18 protein-coding genes are annotated in these 20611 nt (G+C 70.2%); 9 read left to right on the plus strand and 9 right to left on the minus strand.

Annotated elements, in window-relative coordinates; all coding sequences use genetic code 11:
- Positions 1-86: 86 nt before the first annotated feature.
- Positions 87-1682, plus strand: a complete 1596-nt coding sequence (locus HUA76_RS25060) for an FGGY-family carbohydrate kinase (RefSeq protein WP_246136966.1) — start codon at positions 87-89, stop codon at positions 1680-1682.
- Between the two features lie 15 nt (positions 1683-1697).
- Positions 1698-3227: an aminotransferase class V-fold PLP-dependent enzyme gene (locus HUA76_RS25065; protein WP_174462288.1), complete on the plus strand. Its 1530-nt coding sequence runs from the start codon at positions 1698-1700 to the stop codon at positions 3225-3227.
- A 26-nt stretch (positions 3228-3253) separates the two neighbouring features.
- Here the strand turns inward: HUA76_RS25065 and HUA76_RS25070 are convergent, their stop codons facing one another.
- From HUA76_RS25070 to HUA76_RS25090, 5 genes are all read right to left on the minus strand, one after another.
- On the minus strand, positions 3254-4390 hold the full coding sequence (locus HUA76_RS25070) for a hypothetical protein (protein ID WP_174455127.1): 1137 nt from the start codon (positions 4388-4390) through the stop codon (positions 3254-3256).
- Between the two features lie 278 nt (positions 4391-4668).
- Positions 4669-5406 carry a dienelactone hydrolase family protein gene (locus HUA76_RS25075; protein ID WP_254614466.1) on the minus strand — a complete coding sequence of 246 codons (738 nt, stop codon included), beginning with the start codon at positions 5404-5406 and terminating at the stop codon, positions 4669-4671.
- 30 nt (positions 5407-5436) lie between these two features.
- A complete protein-coding gene (locus HUA76_RS25080) occupies positions 5437-6603 on the minus strand; it encodes an iron-containing alcohol dehydrogenase (protein ID WP_174462290.1) in 1167 nt (388 codons plus the stop codon).
- Position 6604: 1 nt separating this feature from the next.
- On the minus strand, positions 6605-6922 hold the full coding sequence (locus HUA76_RS25085) for an antibiotic biosynthesis monooxygenase (RefSeq protein ID WP_141640926.1): 318 nt from the start codon (positions 6920-6922) through the stop codon (positions 6605-6607).
- Between the two features lie 92 nt (positions 6923-7014).
- The gene (locus tag HUA76_RS25090) at positions 7015-8280 is read right to left on the minus strand and encodes a heparin lyase I family protein (RefSeq protein WP_174462291.1); all 1266 of its coding nucleotides are present in this window, start codon (positions 8278-8280) and stop codon (positions 7015-7017) included.
- Between the two features lie 434 nt (positions 8281-8714).
- On the opposite strand from HUA76_RS25090, the gene HUA76_RS25095 reads away from it, so the two are divergent.
- From HUA76_RS25095 to HUA76_RS25125, 7 genes are all read left to right on the plus strand, one after another.
- On the plus strand, positions 8715-10976 hold the full coding sequence (locus HUA76_RS25095) for an AAA family ATPase (RefSeq protein WP_174462292.1): 2262 nt from the start codon (positions 8715-8717) through the stop codon (positions 10974-10976).
- 82 nt (positions 10977-11058) lie between these two features.
- Positions 11059-12030 carry a L,D-transpeptidase family protein gene (locus HUA76_RS25100; RefSeq protein WP_174462293.1) on the plus strand — a complete coding sequence of 324 codons (972 nt, stop codon included), beginning with the start codon at positions 11059-11061 and terminating at the stop codon, positions 12028-12030.
- A 29-nt stretch (positions 12031-12059) separates the two neighbouring features.
- Positions 12060-13205, plus strand: coding sequence for a hypothetical protein (locus tag HUA76_RS25105; RefSeq protein WP_174462294.1), 1146 nt, complete (start codon positions 12060-12062; stop codon positions 13203-13205).
- A gap of 9 nt (positions 13206-13214) precedes the next feature.
- On the plus strand, positions 13215-13967 hold the full coding sequence (locus HUA76_RS25110; RefSeq protein ID WP_217440162.1) for an HAD family hydrolase: 753 nt from the start codon (positions 13215-13217) through the stop codon (positions 13965-13967).
- A complete protein-coding gene (locus HUA76_RS25115) occupies positions 13958-14752 on the plus strand; it encodes an STM4013/SEN3800 family hydrolase (protein WP_174462295.1) in 795 nt (264 codons plus the stop codon). The genes HUA76_RS25110 and HUA76_RS25115 overlap by 10 nt, the downstream gene beginning before the upstream one ends.
- Positions 14753-14763: 11 nt before the next feature.
- On the plus strand, positions 14764-16080 hold the full coding sequence (locus HUA76_RS25120; RefSeq protein WP_174462296.1) for an STM4012 family radical SAM protein: 1317 nt from the start codon (positions 14764-14766) through the stop codon (positions 16078-16080).
- Positions 16077-16976, plus strand: coding sequence for an STM4011 family radical SAM protein (locus HUA76_RS25125; RefSeq protein WP_174462297.1), 900 nt, complete (start codon positions 16077-16079; stop codon positions 16974-16976). Before HUA76_RS25120 ends, HUA76_RS25125 begins: the two co-directional genes overlap by 4 nt.
- A gap of 15 nt (positions 16977-16991) precedes the next feature.
- Here HUA76_RS25125 and HUA76_RS25130 read toward each other — a convergent pair whose 3' ends face one another.
- The 4 genes from HUA76_RS25130 to HUA76_RS25145 all read right to left on the minus strand — a co-directional run bounded on the left by HUA76_RS25130 (position 16992) and on the right by HUA76_RS25145 (position 20422).
- Positions 16992-17822, minus strand: a complete 831-nt coding sequence (locus tag HUA76_RS25130; RefSeq protein ID WP_371823520.1) for a hypothetical protein — start codon at positions 17820-17822, stop codon at positions 16992-16994.
- A complete protein-coding gene (locus HUA76_RS45555; protein ID WP_254614467.1) occupies positions 17819-18382 on the minus strand; it encodes a hypothetical protein in 564 nt (187 codons plus the stop codon). Before HUA76_RS45555 ends, HUA76_RS25130 begins: the two co-directional genes overlap by 4 nt.
- Positions 18375-18935, minus strand: a complete 561-nt coding sequence (locus HUA76_RS25140; RefSeq protein ID WP_254614468.1) for a hypothetical protein — start codon at positions 18933-18935, stop codon at positions 18375-18377. The genes HUA76_RS45555 and HUA76_RS25140 overlap by 8 nt, the downstream gene beginning before the upstream one ends.
- A gap of 158 nt (positions 18936-19093) precedes the next feature.
- Entirely contained in the window at positions 19094-20422 is a 1329-nt protein-coding gene (locus tag HUA76_RS25145; RefSeq protein ID WP_174462298.1) for a reverse transcriptase family protein, read from the minus strand.
- Between the last annotated feature and the right edge of the window lie 189 nt (positions 20423-20611).

Raw genomic sequence — 20611 nt, forward strand, 5'->3', positions numbered from 1 at the left:
TGTGGATGGCGGGATGCGCGACGCGCTTTCTAGAGTCCCGGCGCCGCGGCGTTGGCGGCATCACGCAGTCCGGCTCGGAGGGCCGAGTGTCCCAAGCAGGCGAGAAGTCCATCCTGGCCATCGACCTGGGCACCTCGGCCGTGAAGCTGGCCGTCGTCACCCTTCGCGGAAGGATTCTCGGCGGCGAGGTGGAGCCGCTGGCGCTCGACCTCCTGCCCGATGGAGGCGCGGAGCAGGACCCGGAGGCGTGGTGGAGCGCCGTCGTCCGGGGCACGCGTCGCCTGCTGGCGTCGGGGCGGGTGGCCGCGCGTGACATCGTCAGCGTCAACTGCAGCTCCCAGTGGTCCGGCACCGTGGCCGTGGACGCGCAAGGCAAGCCCCTGCGTCCGGCGCTCATCTGGATGGACTCGCGCGGCGCCCCCCACGTCCGGCGCGTGGCAGGCGGGCTCATTCCCATCGAAGGCTACGGCGCGGCGCGGCTGTTGACGTGGATTCGCCTGACGGGAGGGGTGCCCAGCCTCTCCGGCAAGGACCCGGTGGGCCACATCCTCTACCTCCAGGCCGAGCACCCCGACATCTACCGCGACGCCTACAAGTTCCTGGAGCCCAAGGACTGGCTCAACCTGCGGCTGAGCGGACGCTTCGCGGCGTCGTTCGACTCCATCACCCTGCATTGGGTGACGGACAACCGCGCGCTGAACCGCATCGTCTACGACGAGCGGCTCTTGAAGATGGTGGGCCTGCACCGCGACAAGCTGCCGGACCTGGTGCCCGCGGCGAGCGTGCTGGGGCCGCTGAGCGCCCGGGCCGCGAACGAGCTGGGGCTGAGCGAGGACGTGCGCGTGGTGACGGGCGCGCCGGACATCCTCGCGGCGGCGGTGGGCTCCGGCGCGGTGAGAGACCACGAGGCGCACCTGTGCGTGGGCACGTCGTCCTGGCTGTGCTGCCACGTGCCCTACAAGAAGTCGGACCTGTTCCATCAGATGGCCTCCGTCCCCTCCGCGCTGCCGGGGCGCTATCTGCTGGCCAACGAGCAGGAGTCCGCTGGCATCTGCCTCACCTTCCTCAAGGACAACATCCTGTATGGCCAGGGGGGCGGGCCCGGAGCGGAAGAGGACTCCGCGGAGGTGTACCGGCTGATGGAGCGCGAGGCGGGGAAGGTGCCCGCGGGCAGCGACAAGCTCATCTTCATGCCCTGGCTCAACGGGGAGCGGAGCCCCGTGGACGACAAGTCCCTGCGCGGGGGCTTCTTCAACCAATCCCTCAAGACGACCCGTGCGCACCTGGTGCGGGCGGTGATGGAGGGCGTGGCCTACAACTCGCGCTGGCTGTTCACCTACGTGGAGCAGTTCGTCGGCCGGAGGCTGGACTCGCTGCGCATCATCGGTGGCGGCGCCAGGTCCGCGCTGTGGTGCCAGATTCACGCGGACGTGTTGGACCGGGTGATTCAGCAGGTGGACGAGCCGGTGCTCGCCAACGCGCGCGGGGCCGCGTTCCAGGCGGCGGTGGCGCTGGGCGAGCTGACGGTGGAGGAGATTCCGTCGCTCGTCCCCATCGCTCGCACCTTCGAGCCCGACCCGGCGAACCGGGCGATGTACGACGAGTTGTTCCGCGAGTTCGTCAATCTCTACAAGAGCAACAAGGCCATCTTCGCGCGCCTCAATCGCGCCCGGAGCGCCTGACGCCAAGGAGTGAAGATGGCCCTGCCAGACCCGAAGTCGCTCAAGCTGCTGAACCACGTCCCGCCCCGGTTGCTGTCGGCGGCCGAGCGCTACCTCAAGGCCGTGCCGCTGGTGCGGGACTTGTTGTCGAAGGAGACCGACACGCTGCTGTCCGAGCTGGAGGGGAGCCTCAAGCCCTACCGGGGGAAGATGACGGCCTTCGGGCGGCTGCCGGTGACGGGCCGCTCTCGCGAGGAGGTGCTGCGCGAGCTCCAGGCGCTGGAGGCCCAGGAGGAGGAGCGCTGGCGGGAGGGCAAGGTGTCCGGTGCCGTCTACAACGGTGACCAGGAGCACATCGACTTCCTCAACCGCGTCTACGCCCTGCACTCGCAGAGCAACCCGCTGCACGCGGACCTGTGGCCCAGCGCCACCAAGTTCGAGGCGGAGGTCGTGGCCATGGCGGCGAGCATGCTGGGCGCCGATGCCGCCAACGCGGGCCGCGTGCCCGACGAGCACGTCTGCGGCTCCATGTCCTCGGGTGGCACCGAGAGCATCATGCTCGCGGTGAAGACGTACCGGGATTGGGCCCGGGAGACGAAGGGAATCACGAAGCCGGAGATGGTGGCGCCCTCCAGCGCGCACCCGGCCTTCGACAAGGCGGCGCACTACTTCGGCGTGAAGATGGTGCGTGTGCCGGTGGGGCCGGACTACCGCGCGGACGTGGCGGCGACGCGCAAGGCCCTCAACCGCAATACCATCCTCCTCATCGGCTCCGCGCCGGGCTTTCCCCACGGCGTCATCGACCCCATCTCCGAGCTGTCGGAGCTGGCGCGCAAGAAGCGCCTGGGCTTCCACACGGACGCGTGCCTGGGCGGCTTCGTGCTGCCCTTCGCGCGCGCGCTGGGGCGTCAGGTGCCGCCCTTCGACTTCCGGCTGCCGGGCGTGACGTCCATGTCCGTGGACACGCACAAGTTCGGGTACGCGGCGAAGGGCTCGTCGGTGGTGCTGTACCGGGGCACGGCGCTGCGCTCGCACCAGTACTTCACGGCCACCGAGTGGCCCGGGGGCATCTACTTCTCGCCCACCTTCTCCGGCAGCCGCCCCGGCGCCCTCATCGCCGTGGCCTGGGCGTCGCTGGTGAGCATGGGCGAGCAGGGCTACATGGAGGCCACGCGCCGCATCCTGGAGACGGCGGACACCCTGAAGCAGGGCATCCGCTCCGTCCCCGAGCTGCACGTGCTGGGAGACCCGCTGTTCGTCATCGCCTTCGGCTCGCAGACGCTGGACATCTTCAAGGTGATGGAGCGGATGGGCGAGCGCGGGTGGAGCCTCAACGGACTGCACAAGCCCGCGGCCGTGCACCTCTGCGTCACCCTGCGGCACGCGCAGCCGGGCGTGGCCGAGCGCTTCCTCGCGGACCTGCGCGAGGCGGTGGAGGACGTGAAGGCCCACCCGGGCGAGAAGGGGACGATGGCGCCCGTCTACGGCATGGCGGCCGCCGTCCCCTTCAGGGGCCTGGTGAGCGACTTGCTCAAGAAGTACATGGACCTGCTCTACAAGGTCTGAGCGTCCGGCCCTCCGCCGCGCGGCCTTCAGTGCGGTCGCGCGGCCCACTCCCATGTCGTGCCCTGGTGCAGCGCCGCGTAGATGTCATCGCGCAGGACGTTGCACTCGTCATGCGTCAGCGTGCGCTCCAACGCGCGCAGCACCACCCGCAGCAGCACGTTCTTCTGGTCCGGACGGAGGGCCAGGCGCTTCACTGCGCTGGGAGGGAGCGCGGAGTACGGAGTCTCCGTCACCACCTCCACGCTCTCCACCAGCTCCGCCCGCTCGCCGAGCGCGGCGCGCACCGCGTCCCCCAGCTCCTCGGACGTCCGGCCTTCGTCGATGACGAGCGACATGTCCCTGCGCACCGCCGGCATCAGCGACACCGGACGGTAGGGTTCCAGGTCCAACAGCTGGGTGGAGATGCGCGCGTCCGTGGAGCGCAGGAGCCGGATGTCATCCAGGCCCTTGCGCAACATCAGGATGCGGTCCAACCCCAGGCCCATGGCGAGCCCGGTGACGGGGCCCGCCTCCAGGCCGCTCTCCGCGAGCAGCGCGGGCAGTGCCAGGCCGCACTCGCCAATCTCCACCCACTCCTCCCCCTCGCGAACATCCACCTGGAGCCCGTCCGTCGTGTACGGATGCACGGCGTCGGTGAGCCGCACCTCGCGCCCGGGCAGCAGCGCGCCCACCACGGTGTGAATCATCTGTCGCAGGTCCGCGGAGGTGAGGGGCGGTCCGCGTCGCACGCGCCAGAGGTCCATCTGGTGCGGCTCGCCGGTGTGCAGCCGGTCGATGCAGTCGCGGCGGTAGACGAGGCCTGGACAGGCCAACAGCACGTCCTCGGGTGGGGACGCCGCCAGCTTGCGCAGCACGGCCGGAATCATGGCGGACGTCTGTGAGCGCAAGAGGGCCGTGTCACAGACATACCGCGTGTAGCGCGCGTCCCGGGCCACTCCTCCCGGCGGGTAGTGGAGCCGGTCGTAGTTGTCGGCGATGGAGACGACGGGGCTCTGTCGGTGGATGAGGACGTCGCAGCCCCAGGCGGAGCGCAGGGCGTCCAGCGCGGAGGCCACCAGCCGTTGCAGGGCATGCGGGCCGGAAGCAGGGTCGGTCAGGTCACGAACGGAGAGCGCGCGCCGAAGCTCCTCGGCGCTGAGGATGGAGACGGAAGGGGACGACATGGAAACCTCTCGGAAGCGGTGGAAACGCAGGGTCTCCGGCACGCCGAGCGAGAAGTCCGCCAGGCGCCGCCGGCCTCGGATGCCCCCCCCGGCGGCTTCGGGTGGGCGTCGCGCCTGACGGCGTTTCACCAACGAGAGGTTCGTGCGCTCAGTGCGGCACGCCCTCCCGACACCCAAAGGGAGCCGGGGGGCTGCTAAATCGACGAGCACTGACGACCAGAACCATGTCGCTACGAATAACGCCGGCCGCTTTCAAACGCAAGCCGGGGCCCTCGCCCTCAGGTGGAGAGGGTGCGGCCGAACACGTCGAACAGCTCGCGCCAGTGCTGCTCGGCGGCGTCCTTGTCGTAGGTGGCGGAGCCGTCCACCGCATAGCCGTGTCGCGCGCCGACGTGGAGTCGGGACTGGTGTCGGACGCCCGCGTTCTTCAGTGCCGTCTCCAGCCGAAGGATTGCGTCGGCCGGCATGGAGCTGTCCTGGTCCGCGTGGCCGAACACGAGCTCGCCGCGAACGTCACCCACGCGCAGGTGGGCGCTGTCCGGGGACTCCGTCGCCAGCCTGCCTCCATGGTTGGACACCGCCGCGGCGATGGTGTCCGGAAAGTCCGCGGCCAGGCGCACGGCGATGGAGCCACTCATGCAGTAGCCGGCCACGCCGACCTTGGGGCCGCGCACCTGGGGCAGTCGCGAGAGGAAGTCGAGCTGTGCCGCGCCGTCGTCGCGCAGCCGCTCCGGCGTCAGGGTCGCGATGAGCGCGTAGATGCGCTTGCGGAACGCCTCGTCCGCGAAAGTGCCGTTCAGGTCGAGGCTCGCGGCGCGGCCCTCGCGGTAGAAGACGTTCGGCAGCAGGACGACATAGCCGCCGTCCGCGAGTCGTTGGGCCATGTGCTCGAAGGCGGGGCGGATGCCCAGCGCGTCCGTCAGCAGGATGACGGCGGGCCACGGGCCGCGCCCCTCCGGCTGGAACAGCTTCGCGTCCATCGCTCCCTCACGGGTCTGAAGCTCGATGTCTTCCATGGGCATTCCTCGAAGGTGTGGGGCGGCTCGCTACAGGGACCGGGTGGCGATCTCCGTCAGCTCCGCCTCGGTGAGCGTCAACGGATTGGCCTTCATGCTGCTCGCGGCGCGCGCTTTCGTCACCAACTCTGGCAGTCGCGCGGGCGTCAGCCCGTAGGTGGCGAGGCCGGGAATCTGGAGCTCGGCGCGCAGCGACTCCACCCACGCGAGGGCGTCCTCCTCGCGAGCATCGGGCCGGCCGGTGAGCATCGCGGCCAGCTCACGGAAGCGGAGCAGGGAGGGGTGCTCCGGTGCGCGAGCGCGAAGGGCGCGCAGGTTGACGTCGAGCACGGCGGGAAGCAGGGCCGCGCAGACGGCGCCATGGGGCGCGTCGAACATGCCGCCCACTGGCGCCGCGAAGCCGTGCACCGCGCCCAGCCCGGAGTTCGCCAGGCACAGGCCGCCGAAGAGGCTGGCCAGCGCCAGGTCCTCGCGCGCCTCCGCGTCCGGCTCCGTCAGGACGGCTCGACGCAGCGAGCGCGCGGAGCGGCGCAGGCCCTCGCGTGCCAGGGCGTCGGTGAGGGGGTTGGCGCGCGCGGAGAGGAAGGGCTCGATGAGCTGGGACAGCGCATCCATGCCGCTGGAGGCCAGGACGGCGGGCGGCGCGCCGATGAGCAGGTCCGGGTCCACGAGCGCCACGCGCGGCAGCAGCTGTGGCCCGCGCAGGCTCGCCTTCACCTGGGCCTGCTTCGAGCCCAGCACCGCGTTGCGCGTCACCTCCGAACCGGTGCCCGCCGTGGTGGGAATGGCCACGAAGGGCAGCGACGCCCGGGTGAGCGGCTGGCCCCGCCCGATGACCTCCAGATAGTCGAGTGGATCTCCCCCCTGTGTCGCCAGCGCGGCGAGCGCCTTGCCCGCGTCGAGCGCGCTGCCTCCGCCCATCGCCACGACGACGTCACAGCGAGCCTCCCCGAGGATGCCCAGGCCCTGGCGCACGAGCTCCACCGTGGGCTCTCCCTCCACGGCGAAGGACTCCACGGTGAGGCCGAGCGCCTCCAGCGACGCCTTCAGGCCGCGCGCTCGCGCGGGGGCCTTCCCGGTGACGAGCAACACCCGCTGACCGCCGAGCGAGCGCACCAGTTCGGGGGCCTCGGACAGCCTGCCCGGGCCGAAGATGACGCGTGTCGCGGTGGCGAACTCGAAGGCCGTGGGACTCACGTCACCACCCGGCGTCTTCGGGGAACAGGTTGACGAACTTCCGGCTGGCGCGCGGCTCCGCCATCATCGGCGCCACGGTGTCGCGCCAGGTGAGGTAGTGGGCCGTCTCCTTGTGTTCGGCGGGAGCCTGGGCCGTCCGGTAGACCTCCACGAGCACGAAGCGCGTCGCGTCGTCGGCGTCCTGGATGACGTCGAAGCGGGCGATGCCGGGCTCCTGGGCGCTCGCTCGCGCGTTGGCGAGGGTGGCTTCGCGGAAGGCGTCCACGTGCTCCGGCTTGACGTGGACCTGGACATGGACGACGCGCAGGCTGTTGGGCATGTCCGGAAACTACTCCGGGCCGAGGCCGCGTGGGGACGCGACCCCGGCCCGGATGAGGGCACGGTGTGGGGTGCCGTACAGCCGTGGCGTGCCTACGGGGCCTTGATGACCGCCGTGGGGTTGAGCACGTCCTCGAGCTTCCGGGCCATCAGCCAGCCGTCGTGGTAGACGATGCCCGTCTGGGTGATGGTGTCGTTCCGGTACAGGCCAATCTTCAGGTAGTTGACCTGGCCGGAGTACTGGGTGGCGATGTAGCGCTTGGGCATCACCAGCTTGCCGTCGAGGTACAGCTCCACGAAGCCCACCTTCGAGTCCGCGGACCAGCGCACGTGGAAGATGAAGTCCATCCACTTGCCGCGCGTCAGCGGGGCGCGCCAGACGATGGTGCCCGGGTTGCCGCCGATGTTGAGGCGGACCTCGTTGCCGTAGACGTAGAACTCCACCGGGGGCGAGCCGCCCACGGTGTCGCTCTCCTGGTGCCACTGGGTGAAGAGCTGCCACGTGTTCACGTTGGGGAACGTGGAGTCGAACATCGTGCTCCAGCGGTAGTAGTACTCGGAGCCCGACGGCTCGCGCGTCATCCGCACCAGCTCATTGCGGTTGCCGCTGGAGTTGATGGGGTCGTCGCCCCGCTTCACCGTGGCCTTGAGCGCGTAGCCACCCTGGCGCTTCGGCGAGGACACCATCGCCAGCCGGTCCGCGCTCACCATCTGCGCTCGCGTCCACTGGCTGATGTTGTTCGTCTCGAAGTCACCCACCCACACCACGCTGCTGCCCGTGGGGGGAGGCGTCGTCGGGGGCGGCGTCGTGGTCGCGGCGGAGCAGGCCCGCGCCTCGGCGATGGACGCCCAGTCGTTCAGGGTGCTGCCCATGAAGGTGATGCGCACGCGGCGCGCGGAGACCTTGCTGAACGAGTACGTCTCCGCGGAGGACGACTTTCTGCTCGTGCCGCTGTACACCTGCGTATACGTGTAGCCATCCGGCGAGACGGACACCGTGAAGGTGTTGGCCCGCGTGGTGCCTTCGTGCCAGGCGATGGTGACGCCGGAGATGGACTTGCTGGCGCCCAGGTCGTAGTCGATCCATCCACCCTTGCCGAGATAGCTCCAGCGGGTGCCCAGCTTGTCATCCATCGTGTTGGCCGGCACGTTGCCGTCATGACCCTTGGCGATGACGGACGCGGCCGTGAGCTGCGTACAGCCCGTGGCCGTCAGCGCGGCGGCGGAGACGGACGTGGCGTACTCCGTGGCATCCAGCCCGGCGGGGGCCTCGCCCAGCTCGGTGACGTCGTCCTGGGGACCACAAGCGGTGGCGCTCAGGCCGAGCAGTGCTCCAGCCAGCAGAAGAGACTTCTTCATGTAGGGACCTCTGGGGATTCAAAAACAGACAGACGGGGAGTGTGTCCGGCGGCCATCTCACGACGGGCCGGTTCCTGGTTTCAGCTGGGGGGGTTCTCCAAGGTCACGGCGGGGGTTCGCCGCGTTGCGACGGAGACAACCATCGACCAAATTTATTTCGTATTCAACAGTTCTCGACACGCCTGCCTGCCCTCCAAGAAACGGGGCGGAACATACTGCGGGTGAGGGCTGGGGCGGTGGGGCTGGAAACGTCTGTCATTGGTGGCGGATTGGCGCGGATTGTGAGGGTTTGAGCGCACCCCCAGAAGCGCCGAGGAGGCGTGCGGTGGCTTGGAGGGCAGGGCCACAGGCGAATTCAATACACACGCACAACCCCTGGGCGCGAGGGGCGCGAGGGGCCGGGAGCGTTAGAGGTTCGGGCTCTGGAGGTGCTCATGACCTCGTCTTCGGGCGTGTGCCTGGCCTGCGGGACACGACTTTCCCCTGGCCTGTCCACCTGCCCGCGCGTGTCGTCACGGGTGTCCCTGGCTGAAGGGGTTCGCCGGTGGGGGACGGGGGCCTGTCAGCCGCCGCTCGTGGGGCGGACCGCGCTGCTGGAGCGGCTGAAGTGGTGCGCCGAGGAGGCCCGCAGGGGGCTGGGGCGCGCCGTCTGGCTGGTGGGCGCGGAGGGCATGGGCAAGTCGCGCCTGAAGGACGCGCTGGTGGAGTCGCTCACGGCCAATCGCTTCGAGGTCTGGGAGGGCAGTGGCCTGGCGCTGCCGGGGACTCCCGCGGGGCCCTTGCTGGAGCTGCTGGAGGCCACGCGGGGCCTGCGGCCCGTGGCGGGCGTGGGGAGGATGTCGAGCGCGGAGGCGGAGCGCGTCGCGCACTTCCTGGAGGGACGCGAGTGGCAGGGCATCCCCGCGAGCCTTTCCTCGGAGAGCATCGCGCTGTTCGATGCGCTCTGCCACGCGCTGCTGCCGCACCGGGGACCGCGCATCCTCATCCTGGAGGACTGGCAGCACGCGGACCCGCTCAGCCGGGCGCTCGTCGAGGTGCTGGTGTCGCGGCTGGCGCACGCGCCGGTGCTCGTGCTCGTGTTGGAGCGCACGGGCGGCCCGGGGCTCGTGCCGCCGACCGCGGAGATGCTGGAGGTGGGCCTGCTCAATCCGGAGGATGCCCAGGCGCTGGTCGCGACGCGACTGCGTCCGGGCTGGCCCAGGGACGCGTTGCTCCAGGTCGGCGCGGGCCATCCGCTGCACCTGCTGCATGCGCTCGCGTTCCACGAGGAGCACCCGCTGGTGCCCCTTCCTTCGTCGGGCCCGGCGGTGCTGGCCGCGCGCCACGAGGCGTTGTCACCCGCCCGGCGCGAGGCGCTGCACGTGAGCGCGGTGCTGGGGCCCTGTTTTCCCCGGTCGGTACTGGGGGCGCTCGTCGGTGGCTTCGGAGCGCTCGCGGGGTTGGAGGCGGGGGGCTGGCTGAGGCCCGTCTCGGGGGGGCGGTACGCGGTGGGGGCTCGGCCACCAGGGCCGCCTGAGGTGACTTCGTCGGACGTGGAGGAGCTGGCGCTGCATCGGCGCGCGGCGGAGGCGTACGAGGCCCTGCCCGCGGAGTCGCGGCGGCGGGCCTGCGCGGAGGTGGTGCGCCACTGGCTCGCGGCGAAGGTGCCCCAGCGCGCGTTGCCGCACCTGCTGGAGGTCGCCGCGTGGAACCTCGCGGCGTTGGAGCCGGCGGCGGCGCTGGGGGTGTACCGCGTCGCGCTGGACGTCGCCGCGTCGCTGTCGCTGGACGCCGCGCGCCAGTGGTCCCGTGTGCTGTGGGAGCGAATCGGGGACGCGCACCGGCTGGCGGGAGAGCGAGCGGAGGCCGAGTCCGCCTGGCGCATCGCCATCTCGCTCGAGGATCCTCGCGCGGTGCTGGCGACGCCCGAGCACCTCCACTGTCTGCGCAAGCTGGCCGCGGTGGTGTTGTCGCTGGAGCGCTACGAGGAAGTGGTGTCGCTGGGGCAGGCCGTGGGGGAGCTCGCGGCGGGCCCGGACGCGCTGGTCTGTACGGCCTCGTTGGACGCGCTGTGTGCGCTCGCGCTGTGTGGGTTGGGGCGCTTCGAGGAGGCGGAGGCGCGCCTGGCGAGTGCTCGGGCGAGGTTGCTCCAGGCGCCGTACCAGGAGGGGCCGGGGCGGGCGAGTGTGGAGGCGGCGCTGCACCGGGCCATGGGGACGCTGCTGATGGGGCAGGGGCGTCCCGGACAGGCGACGGCGGAGTACGCGGCGGTGCTGCGCTGGACGGAGCGCGCTGGGGACACGTGGGAGCACTCCACGGCCCTGTTCAACCTGGGGGATGCCTACGCGCGCGCGGGAGACAGGGAGCGGGCGGTGCACTACTTCCAGCTCGCGCTCGACTTGAAGGCGCGCATGGGGGACCGGGGCGGGATGGCGTACACCCACCATGGGCTCGCGCTGCTGCACAGCCAGGCGGATGCGCCCGAGCTGGCGAAGGAGGACGCGGTGCGAGGCCTCCAACTCGCGGGGATGCTTGGGGACCGGAAGCTGAAGTCACTGCTGCGCTGTGCGCTGGGGCGGGCCCACCTGCGACTGGGAGAGCGCGAGGAGGCGGCGCGGCAGCTCCAGCTCGCCGCCCAGGACGCCGCCGCCGCCAATGCCCGCCCGGAGCTGCTCCAGGCCCAGGCCGCGCTTCGCGCACTGGAGGCGCGGCGCTGAGGCAGTGAGCTGGTGAGGCGCCGCGCCGGAAGAAACGCGGGAGTTGACGGAACGGTCCGCGAGCGCCGAGTGTCCACCGCGAGTGACTTCCGCCGCGCCGCGCTCCTGGTTCCCGTTGCTGTGCCTCGCCTGGGTGGGCCTTGCCCAGGTCGCGACCGCCTCCACGCCGGATGTCTTCGAGTCGTATCTTCGACCCGAGCACGCGGCGGCGGAGGGCTTCGCGCCGTGGCCAGACGTCGCGCGCGCCAGGCCGGGCAGCGAGGTGCGAGCACTGGCCCGGGGCCGCGTGCTATCCGTCGGCGCACGAGGTGACAGTGTCACGCTGGAACACCTGTATCACGAGAACCATGAGCTGCTTCGCGCCCGCTCGGAGTACTCGGGGCTGAAGTCCGTGGCGCTTCGTCCCGGCGCGCTCGTCACGAAGGGGCAGGTGCTCGGCCAGGTGGGCGCGTCCGAGCGGCTCACCGTGTCGCTGCACACCGGCCGCCTCCTGTCCGCCGACGAGTCCCGGCGCTTCACCGCCGAGCATTCCCGCCTGCCACAACCCGCGAGCGAGCCGGTGCTGGTGCTCATCTCCCACGCGCAGAATCAGCTCCGGCTCTACGAGGGCGGTGTCGAGCGGGCCCGTGTGGAGGTGGGGTTTGGCCAGGAAGCGGGGCCCAAGCAGCAGCGAGGAGACAACCGCACGCCCGTCGGCATGTACTTCATCGTCCAGACGCTGCGCGGGGACATCCCCGGGCCCTACGCCGCGTTCTACGGCGGCCACTGGCTGCGGGTGAACTACCCGAACCCGTGGGACGCGAGCCGGGGTGTGAAGCAGGGCTGGCTCACCGCGAAGACGCGCGAGCGAATCGTCCGGGCCTGGGAGGCCCGCGCGGCGACGGACGCCACCACTCGACTGGGAAGCGGCATCGGCTTTCACGGGTGGGCAGGAGAGTGGTCCCTGGAGGCGAGCGGAGGTCGGCTGTCCTGGGGCTGTGTCGTGTTCCACCCCCGCGATATCGCCGCGCTGTATGAGCGAATGCCGCAGGGCACCATGGTTGTCCTCTTCTAGCCGGCCCCGAGGCATGGAATCCTTCGCGGGTGATTGAGCTAGAGACTCCCGAGGCCTTCGAGCGGCACCTTCGCGATGGCAGCAGCCTGGCCAACGTCGTCATCCAGGGACTGGACCTGCGGCGCTACACGCGCGAGCTGAGCACCGCGGCGCTCGCCGGGACGGTGTTCCTGGGGTGCGAGCTGGAGAAGGACGCCCTGCAGGCCGCGCTCGCACATGGGGCGCTCGTCTTCCCTCCCATCACCGGCGTGCCGTACCAGCCCTACCGGGGCGGCCTCTACTCTCCCGAGGAGCTGTACGCCGGCTTCGACCCGATGCGCCCGGAGACGTACGAGGACACGCTCGACGCACGCATCTATCGACACTGGGAGGCTCACGGCCGTGGCACGCCGCCCACTCTCTTGGAGACGCTCGCGCAGCGACTGCATGACCACGCTGTCACGGACGCGATGGAGGACCTGCTCGCCGCCTCCGGACCTTCCCGGAAGGTGGTGGCCATCATGGGCGGACACTCCATGAAGCGCGGCCAGCCCGACTACCGCGAGGTGGCGATGCTGGCCCGGGAGCTGACGCGCGCGGGCTTCTTCCTCGTCAGCGGCGGCGGTCCGGGAGCGATGGAGGCCACTCACCTGGGTGCCTGGTTCGCGGTGCGTTCGGGGGCCGAACTCGACGGCGCGCTTGCCATCCTCTCCAAGGCCCCCAGCTACACGGACCGGGATTGGCTGGGCCGGGCCTTCCAGGTGCGCGAGGCCTTTCCGCTGGAGCCCAAGGACGTCTTCGCCTGCTCCAGCCTGGGCATCCCCACGTGGCACTACGGCCACGAGCCGCCCAACCCCTTCGCCACGCACATCGCCAAGTACTTCGCCAACAGCGTGCGCGAGGACGGGCTGCTCACCATCGCCCGAGGGGGAATCGTCTACGCGCCCGGAAGCGCCGGCACCATCCAGGAAATCTTCCAGGATGCCTGCCAGAACCACTACAACAGCGTGGGCGTCATCAGTCCGATGATCTTCGTGGGCCGCGAGTTCTGGACGCGGACGCGCCCCGTCTATCCCCTGCTGGCGCAGCTCGCGCAGGGACAGGAGTACGCGCGGCACCTGCTGCTGACGGACTCCCGGGAAGAAGTCCTCGGGGCGCTGCTGGACTACGACCGCGCCTCGCGCATCGCGAGCTGAGACGCCGACATGGGACGCAAGCGCCACTACGAGGACAAGAAGTGGATGAACAAGCCGAAGGCCTTCGGGAAGTATGGGCCCGTGCGGCCGAAGGCCCTCTTCTTCGACGTCGATGACACCCTGGTCGACCGCGAGGCCGCGTTCGGGCGCTACTTCGAGCGCTTCATGGCCCGGTTCCCCGAGGTGTTTCCCGAGCACCGTCGCGCCGAGGACCTCGCCACGCTCCGCTCTTTCGACGAGCGAGGAGGCCGCGACAGGGAGGCCTTCTGCGCCGACGTGACGAAGACGTTCGAGACGGGGCTCGACGCGAAGGCGCTCTGGGCGGACTTCCAGTTGAACCTCGCGGACTTCGTGGTGGGAGACCCGAAGCTGGCGGTCTGGCTCAGGGAGTTGTCGAAGCGCCAGCCCGTCGTCGTGGTCTCCAATGGCTTCTCCGGCACTCAGCGCAGGAAGCTGCTTCACGCGGACCTCTACCACTCCGTTCCAGAGGGCTTCTATTCGAGCGAGGTGGGCGTGGAGAAGCCAGACCCGGCCATCTTCAAGGCGGCGCTGGCGCACGTGAATCGCGAGCCGTCGGAGGTCCTCCACATCGGGGATGACCCGGTGCGGGACATCGTCGGCGCCACGCGGATGGGGTTCGCCACGTGCTGGGTCTCCCATGGACGGGAGTGGCCCGCCGCGCTGGCGCCGCCGACCTTCACGGTGGAGCGCATCACCTCGCGACACGAGGCTCTCGTGGAAGTGCTCTCGCAATGGACATGAACGCGGTGGTCGGCTCGCACGACCTGCTCTTCATCACCCTGGACACCCTGCGCCACGACGTGGCGACACGGCTGGCCACCGAGGGACGCATTCCCCACCTCGCCGCGCTGATGCCGGGAGGACAGTGGGAGGAGCGCCACTCGCCCGCGAGCTTCACGTACGCCGCGCACCACGCGTTCTTCGCGGGCTTCCTGCCCACCCCCGCGCGCCCTGGCAGGCACTCGCGGCTGTTCTCCATGCGCTTCGAGGGCAGTGAGACGACGGGGCAGGGCACCTGTGTGCTCGACGCGCCGGACCTCGTCACGGGCCTGTCGGCGCGCGGCTACCACACCGTGTGCATCGGCGGCGTGGGCTTCTTCAACAAGCTCAACCCCCTGGGCAACGTGCTGCCGGGCCTCTTCGCGGAGAGCCACTGGGGCCCCGAGTTGGGGGTGCGCGAGCCTCGCTCCACCGAGCACCAGGTGTCCCTGGCCGTCGAGCGCCTGGAGGCTCTTCCTCGAGAGCAGCGCGTATTCCTCTTCCTCAACGTCTCCGCGCTGCACCAGCCCAACCGCCACTACCTGGCCGGGGCCTCCGAGGATTCCGTCGCGTCCCACGCGGCAGCCCTGGAATACGTGGACAGTCAGCTTCCACCCCTGTTCGCCGCATTGCGGCGCCGGGGGCCGGCTTTCTGCATTGTCTGTTCGGACCACGGCACGGCCTACGGCGAGGACGGCTATAACGGTCATCGCGTGGGTCACCCCGTCGTCTGGACGGTGCCCTACGCCGAGTTCACCCTGTCGTGAGAGTCCTCACCATGACGCGCCTGGAGCAGATGCTGGGAGAGACGCCTTACGTGGCGTACCTCTATGGCTACCCGCACAAGACGGCCTACCGGCCCTTCACGCCAGCGCTCTCGCTGGAGTCGGTGTGGGCCGAGGAGCGGCGTGATGCCCTGTTCCTCTACTTCCACGTCCCCTTCTGCGAGATGCGCTGTGGCTTCTGCAATCTCTTCACGGCGGCGGGGCCGAAGCAGGACGTGGTGGACGGCTATCTCGGGGCGCTGGAGCGCGAGGCGCACCGGGTGAAGGCGGCGCTGGGCACGGCGAGCTTCGCGCGGCTCGCGGTGGGCGGAGGGACGCCCACGCTGCTGGACGTCGCGGGGCTGCATCGCGTCTTCGACCTGGCGGAGAAGGTGCTGGGCGCGGACCCGGATCACATCCCCGTTTCGGTGGAGGTGTCGCCGGAGACGGTGGACGCGGAGAAGCTGCGGGCGCTGCGTTCGCGGGGCACGGACCGGGTGAGCATCGGCGTGCAGAGCTTCATCGAGGCGGAGGTGGCCGCGGTGAAGCGGCCTCAGCAGACGGCGCAGGTGGAGGCGGCGCTGGACCTCATCCGCTCCACGGGGTTTCCGACGCTGAACCTGGATCTCATCTACGGCATGGAGGGCCAGACGGTGGAGACGTTCCTGTACTCCATCCGGCAGGCGCTGCGCTTCACGCCCGAGGAGATCTACCTCTATCCGCTCTACGTGCGTCCGCTCACCTTCCTGGGGAAGAAGGCGCGCGCGTGGGATGACCTGCGAATCGCGCTGTATCGCGCGGGCCGGGAGTTCCTGCTGGCACAGGGCTACACCCAGGTGTCCATGCGCATGTTCCGCGCGAGCCATGCGCCGGACGCGGGGGGCCCGGTGTATCGCTGCCAGGAGGACGGCATGGTGGGGCTGGGGTGCGGGGCGCGCTCGTACACGGGACAGGTGCACTACTCGTCGGAGTACGCAGTCGGCTCGCGCGAGGTGCGCTCCATCATCGCGTCGTACAGCGCGCGCACGGCGGAGTCCTTTGGCGAAGTGGGGTATGGCTTCCGCCTGGACGGTGAGGAGCGGCGGCGGCGGTACATGCTGTTGTCGCTGCTGGCGGAGGGCGTGGACTTCTCGACGTACCACGAGCAGTTCTGCACCGACGTGCTGGAGGACTTCCCGGAGCTGCTGGAGCTGGAGGCGCACGGGCTGGCGCGGCGGGACGGACAGGCGCTGCGGCTCACGCCCTCGGGGGTGGAGCTCTCGGATTTGATTGGCCCCTGGCTGCACTCGACGGGGGTTCGTGAGCTGTCACAGGAGTACTCCTGGCGATGAAGCTCACCGTGCTCTACCGAGGGCCGCTGTCGAGCTGTAACTACGGCTGCGAGTACTGTCCTTTCGGCAAGTGGAAGCACACCGACGAGGAGCTCGCGAAGGACCGCGCGGACCTGGAGCGGTTCCTGGCGTGGGTGGAGGCGCGCACGGGGGACACGGTGTCCGTGTTCTTCACGCCGTGGGGCGAGGCGCTCATCTGGCCCTGGTATCAGCAGGCGCTGGCGCGGCTGACGCATCTGCCGCATGTGGAGCGCGTGGCGGCGCAGACGAACCTGTCGTGCAAGCTGGACTGGGTGAAGGACTGCCGCGCGGAGAAGCTCGGCATCTGGGCGACGTACCATCCGGAGTGGATGAAGCGCAGTCGCTTCGTGGCGCAGTGTGAGACGCTGACGGCGCTGGGTGTCCGGCACAGCGCGGGCATGGTGGGGTTCCTGCGCTTCGCCGAGGAGGCGGAGGCGCTGCGCCGTGAGCTGTCCGACGACACGTACCTGTGGATCAACGCGGTGAAGGACGGGCAGGAGGAGCCGTACTCGCCCGAGGACGTGGCGCGCTTCACGGCCGTGGACCCGTTGTTTCCCGTGAACAACGTGCGGCATCCCAGCCTGGGCCGCGCGTGCCGGGGAGGGGAGTCGGTCATCTCCGTGGACGGGGAGGGCACGGCGCGCCGGTGTCACTTCATCGATGAGCCGATTGGGAACATCTACGCTCCGGACTTCGACCAGGCGCTGAGGCCTCGGCCGTGCGCGAAGACGACGTGCGGGTGTCACATCGGCTACGTGCACATGGACTATCTGGAGCTGGACCGGGTCTTCGGCTCCGGCATCCTGGAGCGGGTGCCGGTGAAGCCCCTGTGGCGGCGGCAGGACGTGGCCCCGCGGGTCTCGCCGCGCGAGTAGAGCGGACTGCCGAGGTCAGGTCGCGAGGGGGCGGGATTCCGGTGCGTCCTCCGCGCCCGAGGCCGACTCCATCCGCGTCACCTCTTGGCGAAGGTGCTCCAGCCATTCCAGGAGCCGTGCTTCCGGGAGGTGGTGTGAGCGGCTCTTCCAGAGGGCTCGCTCCAGTCCGTGAGGTGGCCGCAGGCGGGCTCGCAGGGCCTTGTGGACGTGAGGGTCGGGATAGGCACGCAGGAAGGCCACCGCCAACGGGAGAGCCTGCTCCCGAGTCGCGCGTCCGCCCAGGTCGAGCAGGAAGACGAACAGGTCATCCGCGTGGCGCTCGGCGGTGGCGAGGTGCGGGTCGTGTTCGGTCTCGAAGTCGATGAGCCACGCGCGCTGTCCGGCCTCGTCATAGAGGAGGTTCTTCAGGTGGGCATCGCCGTGGGACCACGGGCGCGAGGCGTGGGGTGGCGTCAGAGCATGTGCTCGATGCAGCTCGCGCGCGGCAGCCTCGACCATGGTTTGGGTGAGTCGGCCTTGCGCGAGCAGTCGGTCAAGGCGCTCACCGGGAAGGGCTTCCAGTGCGACGGCGCGGCCCCCGCGTGCCTCGGCGGCGCGGTCCGGGTGGAGGAGCGCGAAGGAGTCCAGCTCCCAGTCCCGCCATCGTTTCGCCGAGGGAAACATCCGGATGTGGCTGCGAGACAGGCGCAGGAAGACATTGCCCGCGGCTATCACCGCGCCCATGCCGGGTCGGCGTTGCTTGTGCCAGAGGGAGACCTCCGGTCGGACCTCCAGCGCCACGGTGTTGACGCGCACGGCGTCCACTGCGATGGCGATGCCGCGAGTCCAGAGCTCCGTGAGCTTCACGCGCGCAGGTCCTCGTACCAGTGCACCACCGCGAGACAGCCCAGGCACCAGCAACGGACCCAGCCGCGACCGACCAGCCCCCCGAGGAGCATCACTCCCGCCAGCATGAGCACCGTACCCACGGCGCCCGGAGTACCGCCTGCTCGGCGGAGCAATGCGCGTCCGCTGCGCCAGGGGTGCTCGGCGCCATCCATCAGCAGGGGGAAGAGGAAGAGTCCCTGGACCTCGGCGGCGTAGAACGCGAGCACCGCGAGCACGAAGCAGAGCGCGTGCGGCAGTCCGAGGACGACGGCGAGCCCCCAGCAACAGAGGGCCGCGAGGAGTGCCCCGCCGTACTTGAGCGCGCCCCACCGGCCCGCGTGTGGCAAGTCGGCGAGGACGGGCCGTCCTCGAACCTGGGCGAGTGCCTGTGCCATCCACGTCGCGCTGCTGGCGAAGCCCCCACGCCACGCTCCTCGGGCCTCGTGGGCGAGCGTCGAGCCCGGCGCGTCGTAGAGGTGGGCGGCGCGTGTCAGCAGCTCGGTGCCGCGTCGCCATGGGGAGCGCGGGCGGTCAGCCATGAAGGCCCTCGCGGACGAAGCAGAAGTGCGCCCAGGCGAGGAACGCGGTCGCATGGCCGCCGAGCAGGGTCCGATGCAGCAGGGCCTCCCAGGCATCGCACCGCCGACGATGGAAGACGAACTCGTCGTAGCAGATGAGGACCACCGTCCCGATGAGGACGATGAGCACGGGCAGCAGGAACGCGAGCGGGCGGTGTGCCACCGAGGCGGCGCACATCAGCAGGAAGAGCGGGAAGCCGCCACCCGCCAGGGCGAGGAACTCCGCGCGGTGCTCGTTGGGGCCGACCCGCAGCTGGGCCACGCGGTGGTAGCGCCAGTCCGCGACCCCAGCCACCGTCGCTGTCGTGCCGGCGAGGGCCACCACCCAGAGCTCCCAGGGGTAGCGCAGGGGCTCGGTGAGCCAGCAGAAGCGCGGCTGGCTCGACACGAGCACCAGCGCCACCGCGAAGAGCGTGCCGGGCGCGAGCGAGGCCAGCAGGTTCGCGGCGTCGCGCAGTCGTGCCAGGGGGGCACGTGGCTGGAGGACGGTGAGCTGGGAGGCTGCGTTGGCCATGGCGGACCGCCGGGTGCACGGCGACGCCTCAAGAGCGCCGACGCCCGCGATTCTCGGCCCAAAGCATGCGGAGACGCCAGGAACAGCCACGGACCGCCGAAGCAGGCCCGCTCTTCATGGGGCGTTGCATCCCTGGGGTGATTCAAGAACCGGGGGCCTCACTCCCACGCAATCTGCTCGAAGATCGCGCGAAGCCTGGCTCCCCGAGTGGGGTTGAGCTGAGAGACCCAGGCCACCCGGCCGAGCAGGTGCGCGCGGAACTCGGGATGGCTCCCGGTGTTCTGGCTCGCGGGCCCTCGAGTGCGGCACAGGTGAAGGATGGCCTTCAGTCGGTCGTAGTCCGCCCGAGGCACGGAAGGGTGCTCATTGACCACCACACCCGCCAGTCGTTGCTGGCGACCCCGGCGCATCACGCGAGTCTTCTCGGTGCGCACCGTGAAGCCCTCCTCCCGAACGATTCGCGCCACGCATCGCAGCAGTCGGCCGGTGCTCCGCGCCAGGGCCTCGCCTCCCGAGAACGCAAGGTCGTCCGCGTAGCGCGTGTAGCGGGCCCCCAGCGCCGAGGCGAGCGCCGACAGACGAACATCCAGTCGGTATGCGGCGAGATTGGCGAGGGCAGGTGACGTAGGTGCGCCCTGGGCGAGGTGCCGGGACTCGAGCCTTCGTGCCAGTCGCCAGCGAGCGGTGAGCGCTTCTCCATCCGTCGACCGACGGGCCTGCTCCAGCACTCCGCTGGGCGTTCGGGTCGTGCAAAGCCCCGCGAGGGTCGTGGCCACGTCGTCGGGATAACCCGCGGCGCGGAACACCCCCCAGACGCGCGCTGGCTTCACGGAGAGAAAGAAGTCCTCCAGGTCCACGCGCACCACGACGGCCTGCCCCACGTGGGGCTCTGCGAAGCCGCGGACGCCTCGGCCCGCGACGAACCCGTATGCGGCCTCATGGGACGGAATGATATCCAGGATGCCGTGCAGCACCTTGCGTTGGAGCCGTGAGAGGTCCAGCCCGGGTTGTTCCAGGAGGCGCTCACCGCCGCTGCGCTTCGGAATCCAGGTGTAGCGGTAGCGCCGCCACTGCCCTGGCGGAGTGATGCGCTCGAGTCCGCGCGCATCCGCGAGCCATCCCAACTGCGCGTCGGTCATCCCGAGCCAGCCTGTGAGCTCCGCCTGGGTTGGGAGTGACGGAACGGGCCACGGTTGGCGGCCCATTTCCGGCTCGGTGGCGACCCAGTGGAGAATCTTCACGGGAGCGTGGGGATTGCCGCAGGCCCGCTGAAGGGCGGGACGCGTGGCGAGAATCTCCGCGAGCAGTTCGAAGCGGGCGTGCGGTGGCCGAGGGAAGAACCGTCGTGTGCTCCGTACGACCGAGAGGAGCCACGGCGTCCGGCCACCGATGACTTCGGCTCCGCGTTCGACGAGTCCCGCGGTCGTCCAGGGCCCGGAGAGGAAGGCGGATGCGAGCGCATTCGCCACGGCGATCCGTTTGCTCATGCCTCACTCGTGCGCCATGCGGCGGTTGGGACCCACCTGTCCCGTCTGGCGTGGCCCGCACTGCGGCTCGCCGCAGTCCCGGCCTCGCGTGGGGCTGTGCTCCTCGAAATCATTCCCCGGGGGTACCCCGGAGAGGCAGCGGACCGTGTCACCACGGACCGTCTACCCGCTGGGTATCCAAGCCGCCGC

The organism is Myxococcus sp. CA056 (genome assembly GCF_013336715.1).
Lineage (GTDB): Bacteria > Myxococcota > Myxococcia > Myxococcales > Myxococcaceae > Myxococcus > Myxococcus llanfairpwllgwyngyllgogerychwyrndrobwllllantysiliogogogochensis.

Bases quoted from the DNA above. Each gene is read 5' to 3' on its own strand.
- HUA76_RS25065 (WP_174462288.1), top strand. From the start codon at position 1,698: ATGGCCCTGCCAGACCCGAAGTCGCTCAAGCTGCTGAACCACGTCCCG.
- HUA76_RS25070 (WP_174455127.1), bottom strand. From the start codon at position 4,390: ATGTCGTCCCCTTCCGTCTCCATCCTCAGCGCCGAGGAGCTTCGGCGC.
- HUA76_RS25075 (WP_254614466.1), bottom strand. From the start codon at position 5,406: ATGGAAGACATCGAGCTTCAGACCCGTGAGGGAGCGATGGACGCGAAG.
- HUA76_RS25085 (WP_141640926.1), bottom strand. From the start codon at position 6,922: ATGCCCAACAGCCTGCGCGTCGTCCATGTCCAGGTCCACGTCAAGCCG.
- HUA76_RS25090 (WP_174462291.1), bottom strand. From the start codon at position 8,280: ATGAAGAAGTCTCTTCTGCTGGCTGGAGCACTGCTCGGCCTGAGCGCC.
- HUA76_RS25095 (WP_174462292.1), top strand. From the start codon at position 8,715: ATGACCTCGTCTTCGGGCGTGTGCCTGGCCTGCGGGACACGACTTTCC.
- HUA76_RS25110 (WP_217440162.1), top strand. From the start codon at position 13,215: ATGGGACGCAAGCGCCACTACGAGGACAAGAAGTGGATGAACAAGCCG.
- HUA76_RS25115 (WP_174462295.1), top strand. From the start codon at position 13,958: ATGGACATGAACGCGGTGGTCGGCTCGCACGACCTGCTCTTCATCACC.
- HUA76_RS25120 (WP_174462296.1), top strand. From the start codon at position 14,764: ATGACGCGCCTGGAGCAGATGCTGGGAGAGACGCCTTACGTGGCGTAC.
- HUA76_RS25125 (WP_174462297.1), top strand. From the start codon at position 16,077: ATGAAGCTCACCGTGCTCTACCGAGGGCCGCTGTCGAGCTGTAACTAC.
- HUA76_RS45555 (WP_254614467.1), bottom strand. From the start codon at position 18,382: ATGGCTGACCGCCCGCGCTCCCCATGGCGACGCGGCACCGAGCTGCTG.
- HUA76_RS25140 (WP_254614468.1), bottom strand. From the start codon at position 18,935: ATGGCCAACGCAGCCTCCCAGCTCACCGTCCTCCAGCCACGTGCCCCC.
- HUA76_RS25145 (WP_174462298.1), bottom strand. From the start codon at position 20,422: ATGAGCAAACGGATCGCCGTGGCGAATGCGCTCGCATCCGCCTTCCTC.